Genomic DNA, 13,656 nt, shown 5'->3' with positions numbered 1-13,656 from the left:
TCCACCCACCCGGGCAGTTCGCTCGCCGGGCCGGCGGTTCTCGGGGTGGTCGGCCTGCGTTCAGGACCTCCACCCACCCGGGCAGCCGGTCACCGGGCTAGTGGTTCTCGGGGTGGTCGGCTGACCAAGCAGTACATCCACCCACCCGAGCAGTCGCTCGCCGGGCTGGTGGTTTTCGGGGTGGTCGGCTGACCAAACACGTCCACCCACACAGGCATTTGCTTGGCCGGGCCGCCGGTTTTCGGGGTGGTCGGCTGGCCAAACACGTCCGCCCACCCGGCCTCTGCTTGGCCGGGCTGACGGTTTCGGGGGTGGCTGGTAGCTGCGCCCGGTGGGGTTTCGGGTGGTTGGTGGCCGGGCGGCGGTTGAGCACGCCGCGCCGGGCAGGCTGGTGGCCTGCCCGGCGCGGTGGGGGATTGGTCAGCCCTCGAAGGTGTCCGGGTTGGGGCCGGTGCGGGTGCCGTTGTCCAGGGCCGCCAGGGTCTTGCGGTCGTCGTCGTCGAGGGTGAAGTCGAAGACGTCGATGTTGGCTTGGATTCGGGCGGGGGTGACCGACTTGGGGATGACGATGTTGCCCAGGTCGAGGTGCCAGCGCAGGATCACCTGGGCGGTGGACTTGCCGTGCTTCTCGCCGATCGCGGCGATGGTCTTGTCCTTGAGGAGCTGGCCGGAGGCCAAGGGGCTCCAGGCCTCGGTGGCGATGCCGTGCTTCTCGTGGAAGGCGCGCAGTTCGGCCTGCTGGAGGTTGGGGTGCAGTTCGATCTGGTTGACCGAGGGGACCACGTCCGTCTCGGCGAGCAGGCGCTCCAGGTGCGGGACGTGGAAGTTGGAGACGCCGATGGAGCGGACCCGGCCGTCGGCGCGCAGCTTCTCGAAGGCCTTGAAGGTGTCGACGTACTTGTCCTGCCGGGGGGCGGCCCAGTGGATCAGGTACAGGTCGAGGTAGTCCAGGCCGAGCTTGGCCATGCTCTCGTCGAAGGCGCGGAGGGTGGAGTCGTAGCCCTGTTCGGAGTTCCACAGCTTGGTGGTGACGTGCAGGTCCTCGCGGGGGATGCCCGAGGCGGCGATGGCGGCGCCGGTGCCCTCCTCGTTGCCGTAGATCGCCGCGGTGTCGATGCCGCGGTAGCCGGCCTCCAGGGCGGTGGTCACCGCGGCGGTCACCTCGTCCTTGGGGACCTGCCACACGCCGTAGCCGAGCTGCGGGATGGTGGTGCCGTCGTTGAGCGTGACGTTGGGGACTGTGGACATCGAGTGTGCAACCTCCGGATCGCGTTGGTCTCTGCGGGTTGCCAACGACGGCCCGCGACCGAAACTTCCCCGTGGGCTTCCCCTTGTGAGATGTCCCCCGATAGGGTGGTGGCATGACTGCCGGGTCGGCCTCGCGCCGCACACAGAACGGTCGCCCGGCACTGACGTGATCCGGGGCCCTCCCCCCGCGTTGGAAGTCCTGAGTGGACTCGCGCGGGAGAGGAGGTGAGATGCGCATGTTCCCCCAGGTCGACGAGACCTTCACCGGCACGGTCGTGGACGTGGCGCCGTTCGGTTCGTTCGTCGAGCACCCGGACGGCACCCACGGCCTGCTGCACGGCGAGACCGTCGAGGTCGGCACGACCCTCGACGTCCGGGTCCTGCACTCGGACCCCGTCAAGCAGCGCTACAGCCTGGCCAGGGCGTAGCAGCAACCAGCACCGAGCAGCACTGACCGCGCGCACCGCCTGATCAACCGGTGCGCGCGCTGAGGGCCGCCCGCGGCAGGCGCCGCCGCGGGTCGGTTCCACACGAGAACTCCGGGGGTCGGCTCGGGTCCGCGGTGCGCACCGCGGACCCGAGCCGCGTCCTCAGCCGCTGAACGCCTCGATCGGCGGGCAGGAGCAGACCAGGTTGCGGTCGCCCTTGGCACCGTCGATGCGGCGGACGGGGGGCCAGACCTTGGGGGCGGCCGTGCCCGCGGGGAAGACCGCTTCCTCGCGGCTGTACGGGTGGTCCCACTTGCCGGTGACCGACGCCGCCGTGTGCGGGGCGTTGACCAGCGGGTTGTCGTCGCGGGGCCAGTCGCCCGCCGCGACCTGGTCGATCTCGCGGCGGATGGCGATCATGGCGTCGCAGAAGCGGTCGATCTCGGCGAGGTCTTCGCTTTCCGTCGGCTCGACCATGAGGGTGCCCGCGACCGGGAACGACATCGTGGGGGCGTGCAGGCCGTAGTCGGCGAGGCGCTTGGCGACGTCGTCGACCGTGATGCCCGTGGCCTTGGTGATGGGGCGCAGGTCGAGGATGCACTCGTGGGCGACGTGGCCGCCCTCGCCGGTGTAGAGGACCGGGTAGTGCTCGTCGAGGACCCTGGCGACGTAGTTGGCCGCGGCGACCGCGGTCAGGGTGGCGCGGCGCAGGCCGTCGGCGCCCATCATCCGGACGTAGGCCCAGGAGATCGGCAGGATCGACGCCGAACCCCAGGGGGCGGCGCTGATCGGGCCGACACCGGTCTCCGGGCCCGCGGTGGGCTGGAGGGGGTGGTTGGGCAGGAACGGCGCCAGGTGCTCCCGGACGCCGATCGGGCCGACGCCGGGGCCGCCGCCGCCGTGCGGGATGCAGAAGGTCTTGTGCAGGTTCAGGTGCGACACGTCGGAGCCGAACTTGCCGTAGCGGGCGAGGCCGATCAGCGCGTTGAGGTTGGCGCCGTCGACGTAGACCTGGCCGCCCGCGTCGTGCACCAGCCCGCACACCTCGCGGACAGTGTCCTCGTACACCCCGTGCGTGGACGGGTAGGTGATCATGATCGCGGCGAGGTCCGCCTTGTGCTCCTCGACCATCAGCCGCAGGTGGTCCAGGTCGACGTTGCCGGAGTCGTCGCACTTGACCACGGCGACGCGCATCCCGGCCATGACCGCGCTGGCGGCGTTGGTGCCGTGCGCGCTCGACGGGATCAGGCAGACGTCGCGCTCCCCGTGGCCCTGGGAGCGGTGGTAGGCGCGGATGGCCAGCAGGCCCGCGAACTCGCCCTGGCTGCCCGCGTTCGGCTGCAGGCTCACCGCGTCGTAGCCGGTCAGCTCGGCCAGCCAGCGCTCCAGGTCCGCCACCACCCGGAGGATGCCCTCGGCCTGGTCGGCGGGGGCGAACGGGTGCAGGTCGGCGAAGGCGGGCCAGGTGATCGGCTCCATCTCCGCGGTGGCGTTGAGCTTCATCGTGCACGACCCCAGCGGGATCATGCTCCGGTCCAGCGCCACGTCCTTGTCCGACAGCGCGCGCAGGTAGCGCAGCAGGGCGGTCTCGGAGCGGTGCGCGGAGAACACCGGGTGCGTCAGGTACGCCGACTCGCGCAGCAGCGCGGCGGGCAGCGCGTCGGCGGTGCGCAGGTCCAGGGCGTCCACGTCGCCGGACACGCCGAAGGCCCGCCAGACCAGCTCCAGGTGGGCGCGGGTGGTGGTCTCGTCGGTGGTGACGCCCACGTGGTCGGCGTCGGTCAGCCGCAGGTTGACGCCCAGGTCGCGGGCGGCGGCCACCACGTCGGCGGCGCGGCCGGGGACCCGCAGGGTCACGGTGTCGAAGAACCCGTCGGCCACGACCTCGACGCCGCCCGCGCGCAGGCCCTCGGCCAGGACGGCGGCCATCCGGTGGGTGCGGGTGGCGATCGCGCGCAGCCCGTCGGGGCCGTGGTAGACCGCGTACATCGACGCGACCACGGCGAGCAGGACCTGCGCGGTGCAGATGTTCGAGGTGGCCTTCTCCCGGCGGATGTGCTGCTCGCGGGTCTGCAACGCCAGCCGGTAGGCCAGCGCGCCGTCGGCGTCGGTGCTCACCCCGACCAGCCGCCCGGGCAACTGGCGCTCCAGGCCCTTGGCGACGGCCATGTACCCGGCGTGCGGGCCGCCGAAGCCCATGGGGACGCCGAAGCGCTGGGTGGTGCCCACGACGACGTCCGCGCCGACCTCCCCCGGCGGGCGCAGCAGGGTCAGCGCCAGCAGGTCGGCGGCGACGGCGACCTTGGCGCCGCGCTCGTGCGCCTCGGCGATCAGCGCGGCGTGGTCGCGGACGGCGCCGGACGCGCCCGGGTAGGACAGCAGGACGCCGTAGAACTCGCCCTCGGGCAGCCCGTCGGCCAGGTCGGCGACGACCAGTTCGATGCCCAGCGGCTCGGCCCTGGTCTCGATCACCGCGATGGTCTGCGGGTAGGTGTCGGCGTCCACGACGAACCGGGGGGACTTCGACCGGCCGCCGCGGCGCAGCAGGGTCATCGCCTCGGCCGCGGCGGTCGACTCGTCGAGCATCGAGGCGTTCGCGGTGGGCAGCCCGGCCAGGTCGGCGACCATGGTCTGGAAGTTCAGCAGCGCTTCCAACCTGCCCTGGGAGATCTCCGGCTGGTACGGGGTGTAGGCGGTGTACCAGGCGGGGCTCTCCAGCACGTTGCGCCGGATCACCGGCGGGGTCTGGGTGCCGTGGTAGCCCAGGCCGATCATCTGGGTCAGCGTGGTGTTGCGGGCGGCGAGCGCGCGCAGCTCGGCCAGCGCCCCGTGCTCGGTGGCGGGCTCGGGCAGCGACAGGGTCAGGTCGCCCTCGCGGATCGACTCGGGGACCGCGCGGTGCGCCAACTCCTCCAGCGACCCGACGCCGATGACGTCGAGGATGCGGGCCAGTTCCGCCGGGCGCGGCCCGACGTGCCGGTCGGCGAACGGGGTCCCGTGCTCCAGGGCGGCGAGGGGGATGCGGTCACTGGTCATGCGGGGCTACCTCCGGGTTTCGGGGTCGGGCCGGGGCGGGCTGCGCTGCCCTGGGCCCTCCCCCTCTGTCCGTGCCCGATCACCCGGGCGCCTGAGAGCTTCGTCCGGCCAGTGGGCGGACTTGCACCTTCGGCGGGGTCACCCGGCGATATCCGGGCGACCCGCTTTCCAGAGGCGCCTCACCCACGCGGTCCGTTTGCCTGAGAGGTTCCGGGGAGGATTTGCTCCTTCGGCGCCGGTGCGGCCGGTGGGCCGTCCGGACTCTCCCGCGCGGGTTCGTCGACGTCCCGACGAGTCTAACCCGCGGACGCGCCGAAACCTCGCGTCGCCGCCCGGGACGTGGTCGGATGCGGGGATGGACACATCCGCCGCCCTCGCCGCCCTGGACCGCGACCTGCGCCGCGACCTGCCCGCCCTGGACGACCACGCGGTGGTCGAGCGCACCCCGCACGTCACCCGGCACGTGGACGAGCGCCCCCGCGGCTGGTCCGGGGTGGTGTGGTCCGACCTGGACGCCACGACGGCGGACGCGGTGGTCGCCGAGGAGGTCGCCCGGTTCCGGGTGCTGCCGGGCGACTGCGAGTGGAAGCACTACCACCACGACCGGTTCCGGGCGCTGCCGGTGCACCTGGTGGCGGCCGGGCTGCGGCCGGGGCAGGTGGAGGCGGTGATGGTGGCGGAGGCCGCGGCCGTGCCCGAGGTGGCCCCGCCCGCCGGGGTGTCGCTGGTGCCGGTGCGCGACGCGGCGGGGGTCGAGGCGGTGGTGCGGGTGCACGAGGCGGCGTTCGGGGCGCCGTTCGGGTGGCTCGGGGAGCGGCTGCTGGAGCAGTTGGTGGAGTCACCGTCGCGGCTGGACGTGCTCCTCGCCGTGGCCGACGGGGTGCCGGTGAGCGCCGCGCGGACCGAGTACTACCCGGGGACGGCGTTCGCGGGCCTGTGGGGCGGCGGGACGCTGCCCGGGTGGCGCCGCCGCGGGGTCTACCGGGCGCTGGTGTCGCACCGGGCGGAGCTGGCGCGGGCGCGGGGGGTGCGGTACCTGCACGTGGACGCGCTGCCGACGAGCAGGCCGATCCTGGAGCGGCTGGGCTTCGTGGAGCTGACCTCGACCACGCCGTACACGCTGCCGGAGTGACGGCCCGCCCTCGACGGGCGTGCGGGTCTCAGCCCGCGTTGCGGGCGTTGCGGCGGCGGGTCAGCTCGTCCTGGTTGGGCTGGTCCAGCTCCAGGCCGTCGGCGCGCTCGGCCGGGAACTCGTGGATCGTGCCGCTGATCTCGCGGATCGCCCCCGAGACGGCGATGCCGAACACGCCCTGCCCGCCCTGGAGCAGGTCGACGACCTCTTCCGGCGAGGTGCACTCGTACACCGTCGTGCCGTCGCTGAACAGGGTGATTCTGGCCAGATCCCGGACTCCCCGCTTGCGCAGGTGCTCCACAGCCACTCGGATGTTCTGCAACGAGACACCGGTGTCCAGGAGGCGCTTGACCACTTTGAGGACCAGGACGTCCTTGAACGAGTACAACCGCTGCGAACCGGACCCGGCGGCGCTGCGGACGGTGGGGACCACCAGCCCGGTCCGGGCCCAGTAGTCGAGCTGCCGGTAGGTGATGCCCGCGATCTGGCACGCGGCGGGACCGCGGTAGCCGACCAGCTCGTCCGGCAGCGAGGCGTCCGGGAACAGCTCACCCTGTTCCCCGGAGTCCGTACCCTGCTCGAACACGCCTGCCTCCCCTCGTCCGGCCATCGGCGGCCGGCGAACGAGACCGCCCGTTCCGCTGTGGGGAACCGTCGGCCGAGCACGTCGGCGGTGGGGGGCGCACGGTCGAGCCCCACCCACCGGAGACGACGCTCAGTTCCTGACGGTAAATCGGGCGCGCGGGGAGGTCAACGCGACGCGCGGGGCGCGGCGCGACTCAGGTGTCGGCGCCGCGGAAGTCCTCGGGCGAGACCGAGTCGAGGAACTCGCGGAACTTCTCCACCTCGTCCTCCTGCTCGTCCGGGATGATCAGTCCGGCCTCCTGCAGGACGGAGTCCTCCGCGTGGATGGGCACCCCCACCCGCAGGGCGAGGGCCACCGAGTCGCTGGGGCGGGCCGAGACCCGGATGTCGCCGTCGAAGACCAGCTCCGCGAAGAAGGTGCCCTCCTTCAGGTCGGTGATCCGGACCTGCTCCAGCTCGCGCCCGAGCGCCCCGATCACGTCCTTGAGCAGGTCGTGGGTCAGCGGCCGGGCAGGTCGCACCCCCTGCTGCTCCAGGGCGATCGCGGTGGCCTCGACCGACCCGATCCAGATCGGGAGGTACCGCTCCCCCTCGGCCTCGCGCAGCAACAGGATGGGCTGGTTCTGGGGCAACTCCACCCGGACGCCCACGACGCGCATCTCGCTCATCGGGCTCGCCTCCCTCCGCTCGATGGGGCATCGGCGTCCCGTATCCCTTGAGGATCGCCGATCCCCGGCCTCGACGCTACCCGCCATCCGGACCCTGTGCGCAACCATTCCACTTCTGATCTGGTCACACCGGGAAGGGCCGGGGCGGTGAACTCAGGTCCCGGTCAGCCTGCGCAGACCCGCGCGGACCAGCAGGGCGTGCAGGTCGACCGACAGGTCGGCCAGGTCGCGGGCCACCTCGTCGGCCCGACCGCGGGCCGCCGGGTCGCGCTGCCGGTACAGCGGGGCGACCACCTGCTCGACCAGCCCCACCTCGCGCTCGGCCGCGGCGCGGAAGGCGCGCAGGTGCCTGGGCTCGATGCCGTAGGCCGCGAGCGAGGCCGCCGTGCGGGCGATGGAGACCGCGCCGCCGTCGTAGTGGCCGTCGCGGTCAGCGGTCAGCAGGCCGTACTCCTCCAGGGCGCTGAGCAGGTCGTCGCCGACCCCGGCCCTGGCCAGCACCTCGGCGCGCGGCAACCGGGCGCCCTCCGGCAGCGGGTCCACCGGCTCGGGTTCGGCCGCCCGCGCGGGCGGGCGGCCGTTGTCGAGCTGCTCGCGGATGACCCGCAGCGGTAAGTACTGGTCGCGCTGGGCGGCGAGCACGAAGCGCAGCCTGGCCACGTCCGCCTCGGTGAACCGCCGGTACCCCGATGGCGTGCGCTCCGGGCTGACCAGCCCCTCCGATTCCAGGAACCGGATCTTGGAGATGGTCACGTCCGGGAACTCGGGGCGCAGGCGCTCGAGCACCGCGCCGATGCTCGCCCCGTCCCGTTCCGGCCGCGCCGCCGCGCCCGCCACTCGGCGACCCCTAGGCTCCCGCGCCCGGACCGGTGAGGAACACCAGGCGGAACTTGCCGATCTGCACCTCGTCGCCACCGGCCAGCACGGCCTGGTCGACGGGCTCGCGGTTGACGTAGGTGCCGTTGAGGCTGCCCACGTCGATCACCACGAACTCGCCGCCCTCGCGGCGGAACTCCGCGTGCCGCCGGGAGACGGTGACGTCGTCGAGGAAGATGTCGCTGTCGGGGTGCCGTCCCGCGCTGGTGGTGTCGCGGTCGAGCAGGAAGCGCGAGCCCGCGTTCGGGCCGCGCTTGACCACCAGCAGGGCGGACCCGGCGGGCAGGGCGTCCACGCCCGCGACGGCGGGCTCGGGGGCGGGGACCTCGGTGCGGGCCTCGGGGTCGGCGAGGAAGTCGGCCCGGAAGACCGAAGTCCGTTCCGGAGACTGCTCCGGCGGGACGCCGGGCCCGTCGTTCGTGCTCACCTGAGCTCTCCTCCTGCTGGTACTTCGCTGAACAGTGCCAACGTACCGTGCGCGATCAACCGGCCGGACGGTGGTCCCCCGCTGCCGGGGGGGGAAGGGTGAAGATCGTCTCACGCCCGCGGCGCCGCGGGCGGCACCGGACGCGGCGCGGCGCCGGACCTGGTTCCGGGAAACGTGCCCCTGATCAGGGCAGCCACCGCGGGCGCGGGTTCCGCGACGACCTAGTCCCGGGTGAGCGGCTGGTAGCCCTCGGCGTCGAGGAGGGCCTCGACGGCGTCGGGGTCGTCGATGGTGATCTCCACCAGCCAGCCCTCGCCGTAGGGGTCGGAGTTGAGCAGGTCGGGCGCCTCGACCGCCTCGTCGTTGACCGCCGTGACCTCGCCGGTGAGCGGGGCGTACAGCTCGGAGACGCTCTTGGTCGACTCGACCTCGCCGATCGGGGAGCCCTGCTCGACCCGGTCGCCGACCTCGGGTAGCTGGACGAACACCACGTCGCCGAGCTGCTGCTGGGCGTATTCGGTGATGCCGACCCGGACCAGCACCTCGGTCTTGGTCGCCACCCACTCGTGTTCTTCGGTGTAGCGCAGTTCTTCGGGAATCACCTTCGGTCGCCCTCTCACGACGAGCCTCGCAGGCCGGGTGCCGGAGAGCTTAGATGCAGACCGGTCCGGGGTGGTGGCGCAGTGCCGTGCGCGTCTGCACGACGTAGAGCAGCCCCGAGTACAGGAACAGGCCCGCACCCCAGATGGCCAGCGCGTACGCGATCGGGCGGGCGATCGTGGCCGCGGTGGAGGCACCCTGGGCGAGCAGCAGCAGCGGGAAGGCGTACATCAGGTTGAACGTGGCCGCCTTGCCGATGTAGGTCACCTCCGGCGGGGCGAAGCCGCCCCGCCGGAGGAGGCCGATGCAGCCCGCCACCAGCAGGTCCCTGGCCACCAGCACGGCCGCCACCCACCACGGCACGATGTCGCGCAGGACGAAGGCGACGATCGTGGCCAGGGTGTAGAGCCGGTCGGCGGCGGGGTCGAGCAGCGCGCCGAGCCTGCTGGTCTGGTCGAGCCAGCGGGCGATCTTGCCGTCGAGGTAGTCCGACAGGCCGCTGAACATCAGCAGCGCGATCGCCCACCCGTCGGCCCGCGGACCCAGCAGCAGGTACAGGAAGACCGGCACGCCCGCCAACCGCAGCACGCTGAGCGCGTTGGGGATGGTGAGCACCCGGTCGGGGAGTCGCTCCCCCGGGTCGTCGGGAGGGCCGGGGGCCGCGTCGGACATGACCGCAGCGTATTCGGGCGGGGCCCCGCACCGGCGGCCGGTCGCTCGTCCGGGTCAGCAGGCCCGGTGGTGGGTCCAACCCTGCCGGTCCAGCGCGGCGGGGGTCAGGCGGGCGGGCCTGCCGTACCCGTCGAGGCCCACCCAGACGGGCGGTTCGAGGACGAAGGCGCGGCCGTTGCTCCACACCACGCTGCACGGGGCGGTCGGCAGGGACCGCGCGGCGCCGGGTGCGGGCGGGCCGCCGGGTATCGCGGGGGGTGCGTCGGTCGGTGCGTCGATCTGCGTCGTCTTGCTCATCACGTGTCCTCACTGCCACGGGGGCTGGCTTCCGACCGGCATGTCGGAAGCCAAGCACCCCGTGTTAGCAACGGTCCGCACAAAAGGCGTTACCGCTTGTAAAAGTCCCGGGTGCGGGGTGTTAATGCGAAACCTTCTCCTGGCTCAGGACCTCCAGGAGGGTTTCGCAGAACCGGGGCAGGTCGTCGGGCTTGCGGCTGGTCACCAGGGTGGAGCCGTCCGAGGTGTCCACGACGACCTCCTGGTCCACCCACTCCGCGCCCGCGTTGCGCAGGTCGGTTTGCAGGCTGGGCCACGAGGTGACCCGGCGCCCGCGCACGACGTCGGCCTCGATCAGCGTCCACGGCGCGTGGCAGATCGCCGCGACCGGCTTGCCGGTGTCGAAGAACGTCTTGGTGAAGCGGACCGCGCCGGGGTCGGTGCGCAGGAAGTCCGGGTTCGCCACCCCGCCGGGCAGCACGAGCGCGGCGTAGTCGGCCGGGTCGGCGTCGGCGGTCGTCTTGTCCACCGGGAACGTGTCGGCCTTGTCCAGGTGGTTGAACGCCTGCACGGTGCCGCTGTCGGTGGAGACCAGCACGGGGGTGCCCCCGGCGTTCTCGACCGCCTTCCACGGCTCGGTCAGCTCGACCTGCTCGATGCCCTCGGGGGCCACGAGGAACGCGACCTTGCGGTCGGTGAGGGGCGACATGGTGCTCCTTCCGGTCGGGTTGTCCCAGAGGGGTTTCCCGACCGGGGGACGCTCAATCATCCGCGTAGGTCGGGGAAGTCGTCCTCGGTGAACTCGCCCGCGACCCGAGCGCCGGTCCCCGAGTGGGCGTCGCGCTCGCGCCCGCGCAGCTCGACGCGGCGGATCTTGCCGGAGATGGTCTTGGGCAGCTCGCCGAACTCCAGCCTGCGGATGCGCTTGTAGGGGGCCAACTGCTCGCGGGCGAAGGCCAGGATGGACCGGGCGGTGTCGGCGTCGGGCTCGTACCCGGCCGCCAGCACCACGTACGCCTTGGGCACCGACAGCCGGATCGGGTCCGGGGACGGCACCACGGCGGCCTCGGCCACGGCGGGGTGCTCGATCAGGGCGCTCTCCAGCTCGAACGGGGAGATCCGGTAGTCGGAGGCCTTGAACACGTCGTCGGCGCGGCCGACGTAGGTGATGTAGCCGTCCGCGTCGCGGGAACCGACGTCACCGGTGTGGTAGTGGCCGTCGCGCATGGACTCGGCGGTGCGCTCGTTGTCGTCGGCGTAGCCCACCATCAGCCCGACCGGCCGGGAGGCCAGCTCCACGCAGATCTCGCCCTCGTCGGCGAGGTCGCCGGTGGCCGGGTCGACCAGGGCGATGCGGAACCCGGGCAGCGGGCGGCCCATCGAGCCCGCCTTCACCGGCTGGCCGGGGGTGTTGGCGACCTGCACGCTGGTCTCGGTCTGGCCGAACCCGTCGCGGATGGTCACCCCCCACGCCCTCGACACCTGCTCGATCACCTCGGGGTTGAGCGGCTCCCCGGCCCCGACCACCTTCTGCGGCGGGGTCCGCAACTGGCTGAGGTCGGCCTGGATGAGCATCCGCCAGACGGTGGGCGGGGCGCAGAAGCTGGTGACCCCGCACCGGTCCATCTGCGACATCAGCGCGGTCGCGTCGAACCGGCTGTAGTTGTGGATGAACACGGTGGCCTCGGCGTTCCACGGCGCGAAGACGTTGCTCCAGGCGTGCTTGGCCCAGCCGGGCGAGGAGATGTTGAGGTGCACGTCGCCGGGGCGCAGGCCGATCCAGTACATGGTGGACAGGTGGCCCACCGGGTAGGACACGTGCGTGTGCTCGACCAGCTTGGGCCGGGCGGTGGTGCCGGAGGTGAAGTAGAGCAGCAGCGTGTCGTCCGCCCCGGTCGGCCCGTCCGGGGTGAACCGCGCGGGGGTCTCGGTCGAATCGGCGTAGGACTCCCACCCGTCGACCGGCTCCCCCACGGCGATGCGGGTGTAGTGGCCGGGCACGTCGTCGAACTTCGCGGTGTCGGCGGACCGGACCACCACGTGCTTGGCCAGCCCGCGGTCCACCCGGTCGCGCAGGTCGGCGGCGGCGAGCAGGGTGGTGGCCGGGATGATCACCGCCCCGAGCTTGATCGAGGCCAGGATGACCTCCCACAGCTCGCCCTGGTTGCCCAGCATCAGCACCAGCCGGTCGCCCCGCCGCACGCCGAGCCCGCGCAACCAGTTGGCCACCTGGTCCGAGCGGCGCGACAGCTCCGCGTAGGTCCACTTCCCCTCGGTGCCGTCCTCCTCGACGATCCACAGCGCGGGCCTGCTCGCGGTGGGCTCCTCGGCGGCCACGACGTCGAACCAGTCCAGCGCCCAGTTGAAGCTCGACGGTCGGGGCCACTCGAACCCGGCGCAGGCGCGGTCGTAGTCGTCGCCGTGCTCCAGCAGGAAGTCGCGGGCGGCACGGAACTCGTCGGTGGCCTGGCGCACGGTTCTGCTCCTCGTTGACTCGACAACCGCGATCGAGCCTGCCCTACCGGCGTGCCACCCGCCACTCCCCCGGCGTCAGGCGCCCTTGAACTCCGGCGGCCTGCGCTCCAGGAAGGCCTGCACCGCTTCGCCGAGGTCCTTGCTGGGGAGGAAGGCGGCGTTCCAGGCGGCGACGTAGCGCAGCCCGTCGGCGACGCGGCGGTCGCGCTCCTGGCCGAGGACGTCCTTGGTGCCCTGCACGACCAGCGGCGGGTTGGCGGCGATCTCGGCGGCGAGTTCACGGGCGGCGGCGAGGACCGCGGCCTGGTCGTCGTGGACGTCGTTGACCAGGCCGATGCGCTGGGCGCGGGCGGCGTCGATGTTCTTGCCGGTGAGCGCCAGTTCGCGCAGGTGGCCCTCGCCGATGATGCCGGAGAGGCGTTGCAGGCTGCCCAGGTCGGCGACGATGGCGACCTTGACCTCGCGGACGCTGAACTTGGCGTCGGCGCTGGCGATGCGGATGTCGGCGGCGGCGATGACGTCGACCCCGCCGCCGATGCACCAGCCGCTGACCGCGGCGATCACCGGTTTGCGGCAGGCGGCGATGGAGGTGACCGAGTCCTGGAGGCCGCGGATCTGGGTGAGGAAGTCGGTGCGCGGGCCCGCCAGCGAGTCGGCGCCGAGCAAGCCGCCCCAGGAGGACATCATCGCGGGCAGGTCGAGGCCGTAGGAGAAGTGCGGGCCGCTGCCGGTCAGCACGACCGCGCGGACCTCCGGGTCGGCGTCGAGTTCGCCGAACACCAGCGGCAGCTCCCGCCAGAAGTCGGGGCCCATGGCGTTGCCCTTGCCGGGGCCGAGCAGGGTGACTTCGGCGATGTGGTCGGCCACGTCGACCTTGAGCGAGACCAGGTTCTCCGTCATGGAACCAGTATTACCCATCGGTAACATCCAGACCAACCCCCCTTGCACCCGATCGAGTGACCCGAATGGCCGTGGGTCGTCGGGCCCGGCCGGTAAGTTGCGCACGCGAGCCAGAACGAGGGGAGCCCGGATGGCAAGCCAGAGCGTGATGTCCACGCCGATCTTCGACGAACTGCTGCGCGAGATGCGCGCGGGCGGCACCGAGGACGCGGCCGAGCAGCCCGAGGGGGAGACCGCCGCCGCCCCCCGGCCCGCCGCGCAACCGCCGCAGCCGCAGGCCCAGCCCGGCGGTCGGCGCAGGCGCGACTCGGACTGAGCTTCACCGGTCCCACG

15 protein-coding genes and 1 riboswitch are annotated in these 13,656 nt (G+C 72.5%); of the genes, 3 read left to right on the top strand and 12 right to left on the bottom strand.

Annotated features, from left to right (window positions below; translation table 11 throughout):
• Nucleotides 1–420: 420 nt before the first annotated feature.
• Complete coding sequence (locus tag UO65_RS23580) at nucleotides 421–1,248, bottom strand: aldo/keto reductase (protein WP_035286410.1); 828 nt, start codon at nucleotides 1,246–1,248, stop codon at nucleotides 421–423.
• 230 nt (nucleotides 1,249–1,478) lie between these two features.
• On the opposite strand from UO65_RS23580, the gene UO65_RS23575 reads away from it, so the two are divergent.
• Nucleotides 1,479–1,676 carry a S1 RNA-binding domain-containing protein gene (locus UO65_RS23575; protein ID WP_035286409.1) on the top strand — a complete coding sequence of 66 codons (198 nt, stop codon included), beginning with the start codon at nucleotides 1,479–1,481 and terminating at the stop codon, nucleotides 1,674–1,676.
• A gap of 162 nt (nucleotides 1,677–1,838) precedes the next feature.
• Here the strand turns inward: UO65_RS23575 and gcvP are convergent, their stop codons facing one another.
• Entirely contained in the window at nucleotides 1,839–4,712 is a 2,874-nt protein-coding gene (gene gcvP / locus UO65_RS23570; RefSeq protein ID WP_035286407.1) for an aminomethyl-transferring glycine dehydrogenase, read from the bottom strand.
• 178 nt (nucleotides 4,713–4,890) lie between these two features.
• Nucleotides 4,891–4,991, bottom strand: a riboswitch (glycine riboswitch).
• Between the two features lie 76 nt (nucleotides 4,992–5,067).
• On the opposite strand from gcvP, the gene UO65_RS23565 reads away from it, so the two are divergent.
• Nucleotides 5,068–5,844 (top strand): GNAT family N-acetyltransferase, encoded by a 777-nt coding sequence (locus UO65_RS23565; protein ID WP_035286406.1) that lies wholly within the window; start codon nucleotides 5,068–5,070, stop codon nucleotides 5,842–5,844.
• 28 nt (nucleotides 5,845–5,872) lie between these two features.
• On the opposite strand, the gene UO65_RS23560 is transcribed toward UO65_RS23565, so the two are convergent.
• From UO65_RS23560 to UO65_RS23515, 10 genes are all read right to left on the bottom strand, one after another.
• Nucleotides 5,873–6,454 carry a MerR family transcriptional regulator gene (locus UO65_RS23560; RefSeq protein WP_052021668.1) on the bottom strand — a complete coding sequence of 194 codons (582 nt, stop codon included), beginning with the start codon at nucleotides 6,452–6,454 and terminating at the stop codon, nucleotides 5,873–5,875.
• A gap of 169 nt (nucleotides 6,455–6,623) precedes the next feature.
• Nucleotides 6,624–7,097, bottom strand: coding sequence for a bifunctional nuclease family protein (locus tag UO65_RS23555; protein WP_035286403.1), 474 nt, complete (start codon nucleotides 7,095–7,097; stop codon nucleotides 6,624–6,626).
• 153 nt (nucleotides 7,098–7,250) lie between these two features.
• Nucleotides 7,251–7,934 carry a transcriptional regulator FtsR gene (gene ftsR, locus UO65_RS23550; protein ID WP_035286402.1) on the bottom strand — a complete coding sequence of 228 codons (684 nt, stop codon included), beginning with the start codon at nucleotides 7,932–7,934 and terminating at the stop codon, nucleotides 7,251–7,253.
• Nucleotides 7,935–7,944: 10 nt separating this feature from the next.
• Nucleotides 7,945–8,400, bottom strand: coding sequence for a glycogen accumulation regulator GarA (gene garA / locus UO65_RS23545; protein WP_035286400.1), 456 nt, complete (start codon nucleotides 8,398–8,400; stop codon nucleotides 7,945–7,947).
• A 221-nt stretch (nucleotides 8,401–8,621) separates the two neighbouring features.
• The gene (gene gcvH / locus UO65_RS23540; protein ID WP_035286399.1) at nucleotides 8,622–9,002 is read right to left on the bottom strand and encodes a glycine cleavage system protein GcvH; all 381 of its coding nucleotides are present in this window, start codon (nucleotides 9,000–9,002) and stop codon (nucleotides 8,622–8,624) included.
• Between the two features lie 49 nt (nucleotides 9,003–9,051).
• The gene (locus UO65_RS23535) at nucleotides 9,052–9,672 is read right to left on the bottom strand and encodes a CDP-alcohol phosphatidyltransferase family protein (protein WP_035286397.1); all 621 of its coding nucleotides are present in this window, start codon (nucleotides 9,670–9,672) and stop codon (nucleotides 9,052–9,054) included.
• 54 nt (nucleotides 9,673–9,726) lie between these two features.
• Nucleotides 9,727–9,969, bottom strand: a complete 243-nt coding sequence (locus UO65_RS23530; RefSeq protein ID WP_035286395.1) for a hypothetical protein — start codon at nucleotides 9,967–9,969, stop codon at nucleotides 9,727–9,729.
• Between the two features lie 121 nt (nucleotides 9,970–10,090).
• The gene (locus UO65_RS23525) at nucleotides 10,091–10,657 is read right to left on the bottom strand and encodes a type 1 glutamine amidotransferase domain-containing protein (RefSeq protein WP_035286393.1); all 567 of its coding nucleotides are present in this window, start codon (nucleotides 10,655–10,657) and stop codon (nucleotides 10,091–10,093) included.
• 56 nt (nucleotides 10,658–10,713) lie between these two features.
• Complete coding sequence (locus UO65_RS23520; RefSeq protein ID WP_035286391.1) at nucleotides 10,714–12,423, bottom strand: AMP-binding protein; 1,710 nt, start codon at nucleotides 12,421–12,423, stop codon at nucleotides 10,714–10,716.
• Nucleotides 12,424–12,498: 75 nt separating this feature from the next.
• Entirely contained in the window at nucleotides 12,499–13,323 is an 825-nt protein-coding gene (locus UO65_RS23515) for a crotonase/enoyl-CoA hydratase family protein (protein WP_200873441.1), read from the bottom strand.
• Between the two features lie 130 nt (nucleotides 13,324–13,453).
• Here UO65_RS23515 and UO65_RS36120 point away from each other — a divergent pair, with 130 nt between their 5' ends.
• Entirely contained in the window at nucleotides 13,454–13,639 is a 186-nt protein-coding gene (locus UO65_RS36120) for a hypothetical protein (protein WP_146241419.1), read from the top strand.
• Nucleotides 13,640–13,656: the final 17 nt, after the last annotated feature.

It is taken from the genome of Actinokineospora spheciospongiae, assembly GCF_000564855.1.
GTDB classification, from domain to species: Bacteria; Actinomycetota; Actinomycetes; order Mycobacteriales; family Pseudonocardiaceae; genus Actinokineospora; species Actinokineospora spheciospongiae.
Note: the sequence above shows the minus strand (reverse complement) of the source record. Positions and strands in the feature narration are given on the sequence as shown.

Bases quoted from the DNA above. Each gene is read 5' to 3' on its own strand.
- UO65_RS23580 (WP_035286410.1), bottom strand. From the start codon at position 1,248: ATGTCCACAGTCCCCAACGTCACGCTCAACGACGGCACCACCATCCCG.
- UO65_RS23575 (WP_035286409.1), top strand. From the start codon at position 1,479: ATGCGCATGTTCCCCCAGGTCGACGAGACCTTCACCGGCACGGTCGTG.
- gcvP (WP_035286407.1), bottom strand. From the start codon at position 4,712: ATGACCAGTGACCGCATCCCCCTCGCCGCCCTGGAGCACGGGACCCCG.
- UO65_RS23565 (WP_035286406.1), top strand. From the start codon at position 5,068: ATGGACACATCCGCCGCCCTCGCCGCCCTGGACCGCGACCTGCGCCGC.
- UO65_RS23560 (WP_052021668.1), bottom strand. From the start codon at position 6,454: ATGGCCGGACGAGGGGAGGCAGGCGTGTTCGAGCAGGGTACGGACTCC.
- UO65_RS23555 (WP_035286403.1), bottom strand. From the start codon at position 7,097: ATGAGCGAGATGCGCGTCGTGGGCGTCCGGGTGGAGTTGCCCCAGAAC.
- UO65_RS23535 (WP_035286397.1), bottom strand. From the start codon at position 9,672: ATGTCCGACGCGGCCCCCGGCCCTCCCGACGACCCGGGGGAGCGACTC.
- UO65_RS23530 (WP_035286395.1), bottom strand. From the start codon at position 9,969: ATGAGCAAGACGACGCAGATCGACGCACCGACCGACGCACCCCCCGCG.
- UO65_RS23525 (WP_035286393.1), bottom strand. From the start codon at position 10,657: ATGTCGCCCCTCACCGACCGCAAGGTCGCGTTCCTCGTGGCCCCCGAG.
- UO65_RS23515 (WP_200873441.1), bottom strand. From the start codon at position 13,323: ATGACGGAGAACCTGGTCTCGCTCAAGGTCGACGTGGCCGACCACATC.
- UO65_RS36120 (WP_146241419.1), top strand. From the start codon at position 13,454: ATGGCAAGCCAGAGCGTGATGTCCACGCCGATCTTCGACGAACTGCTG.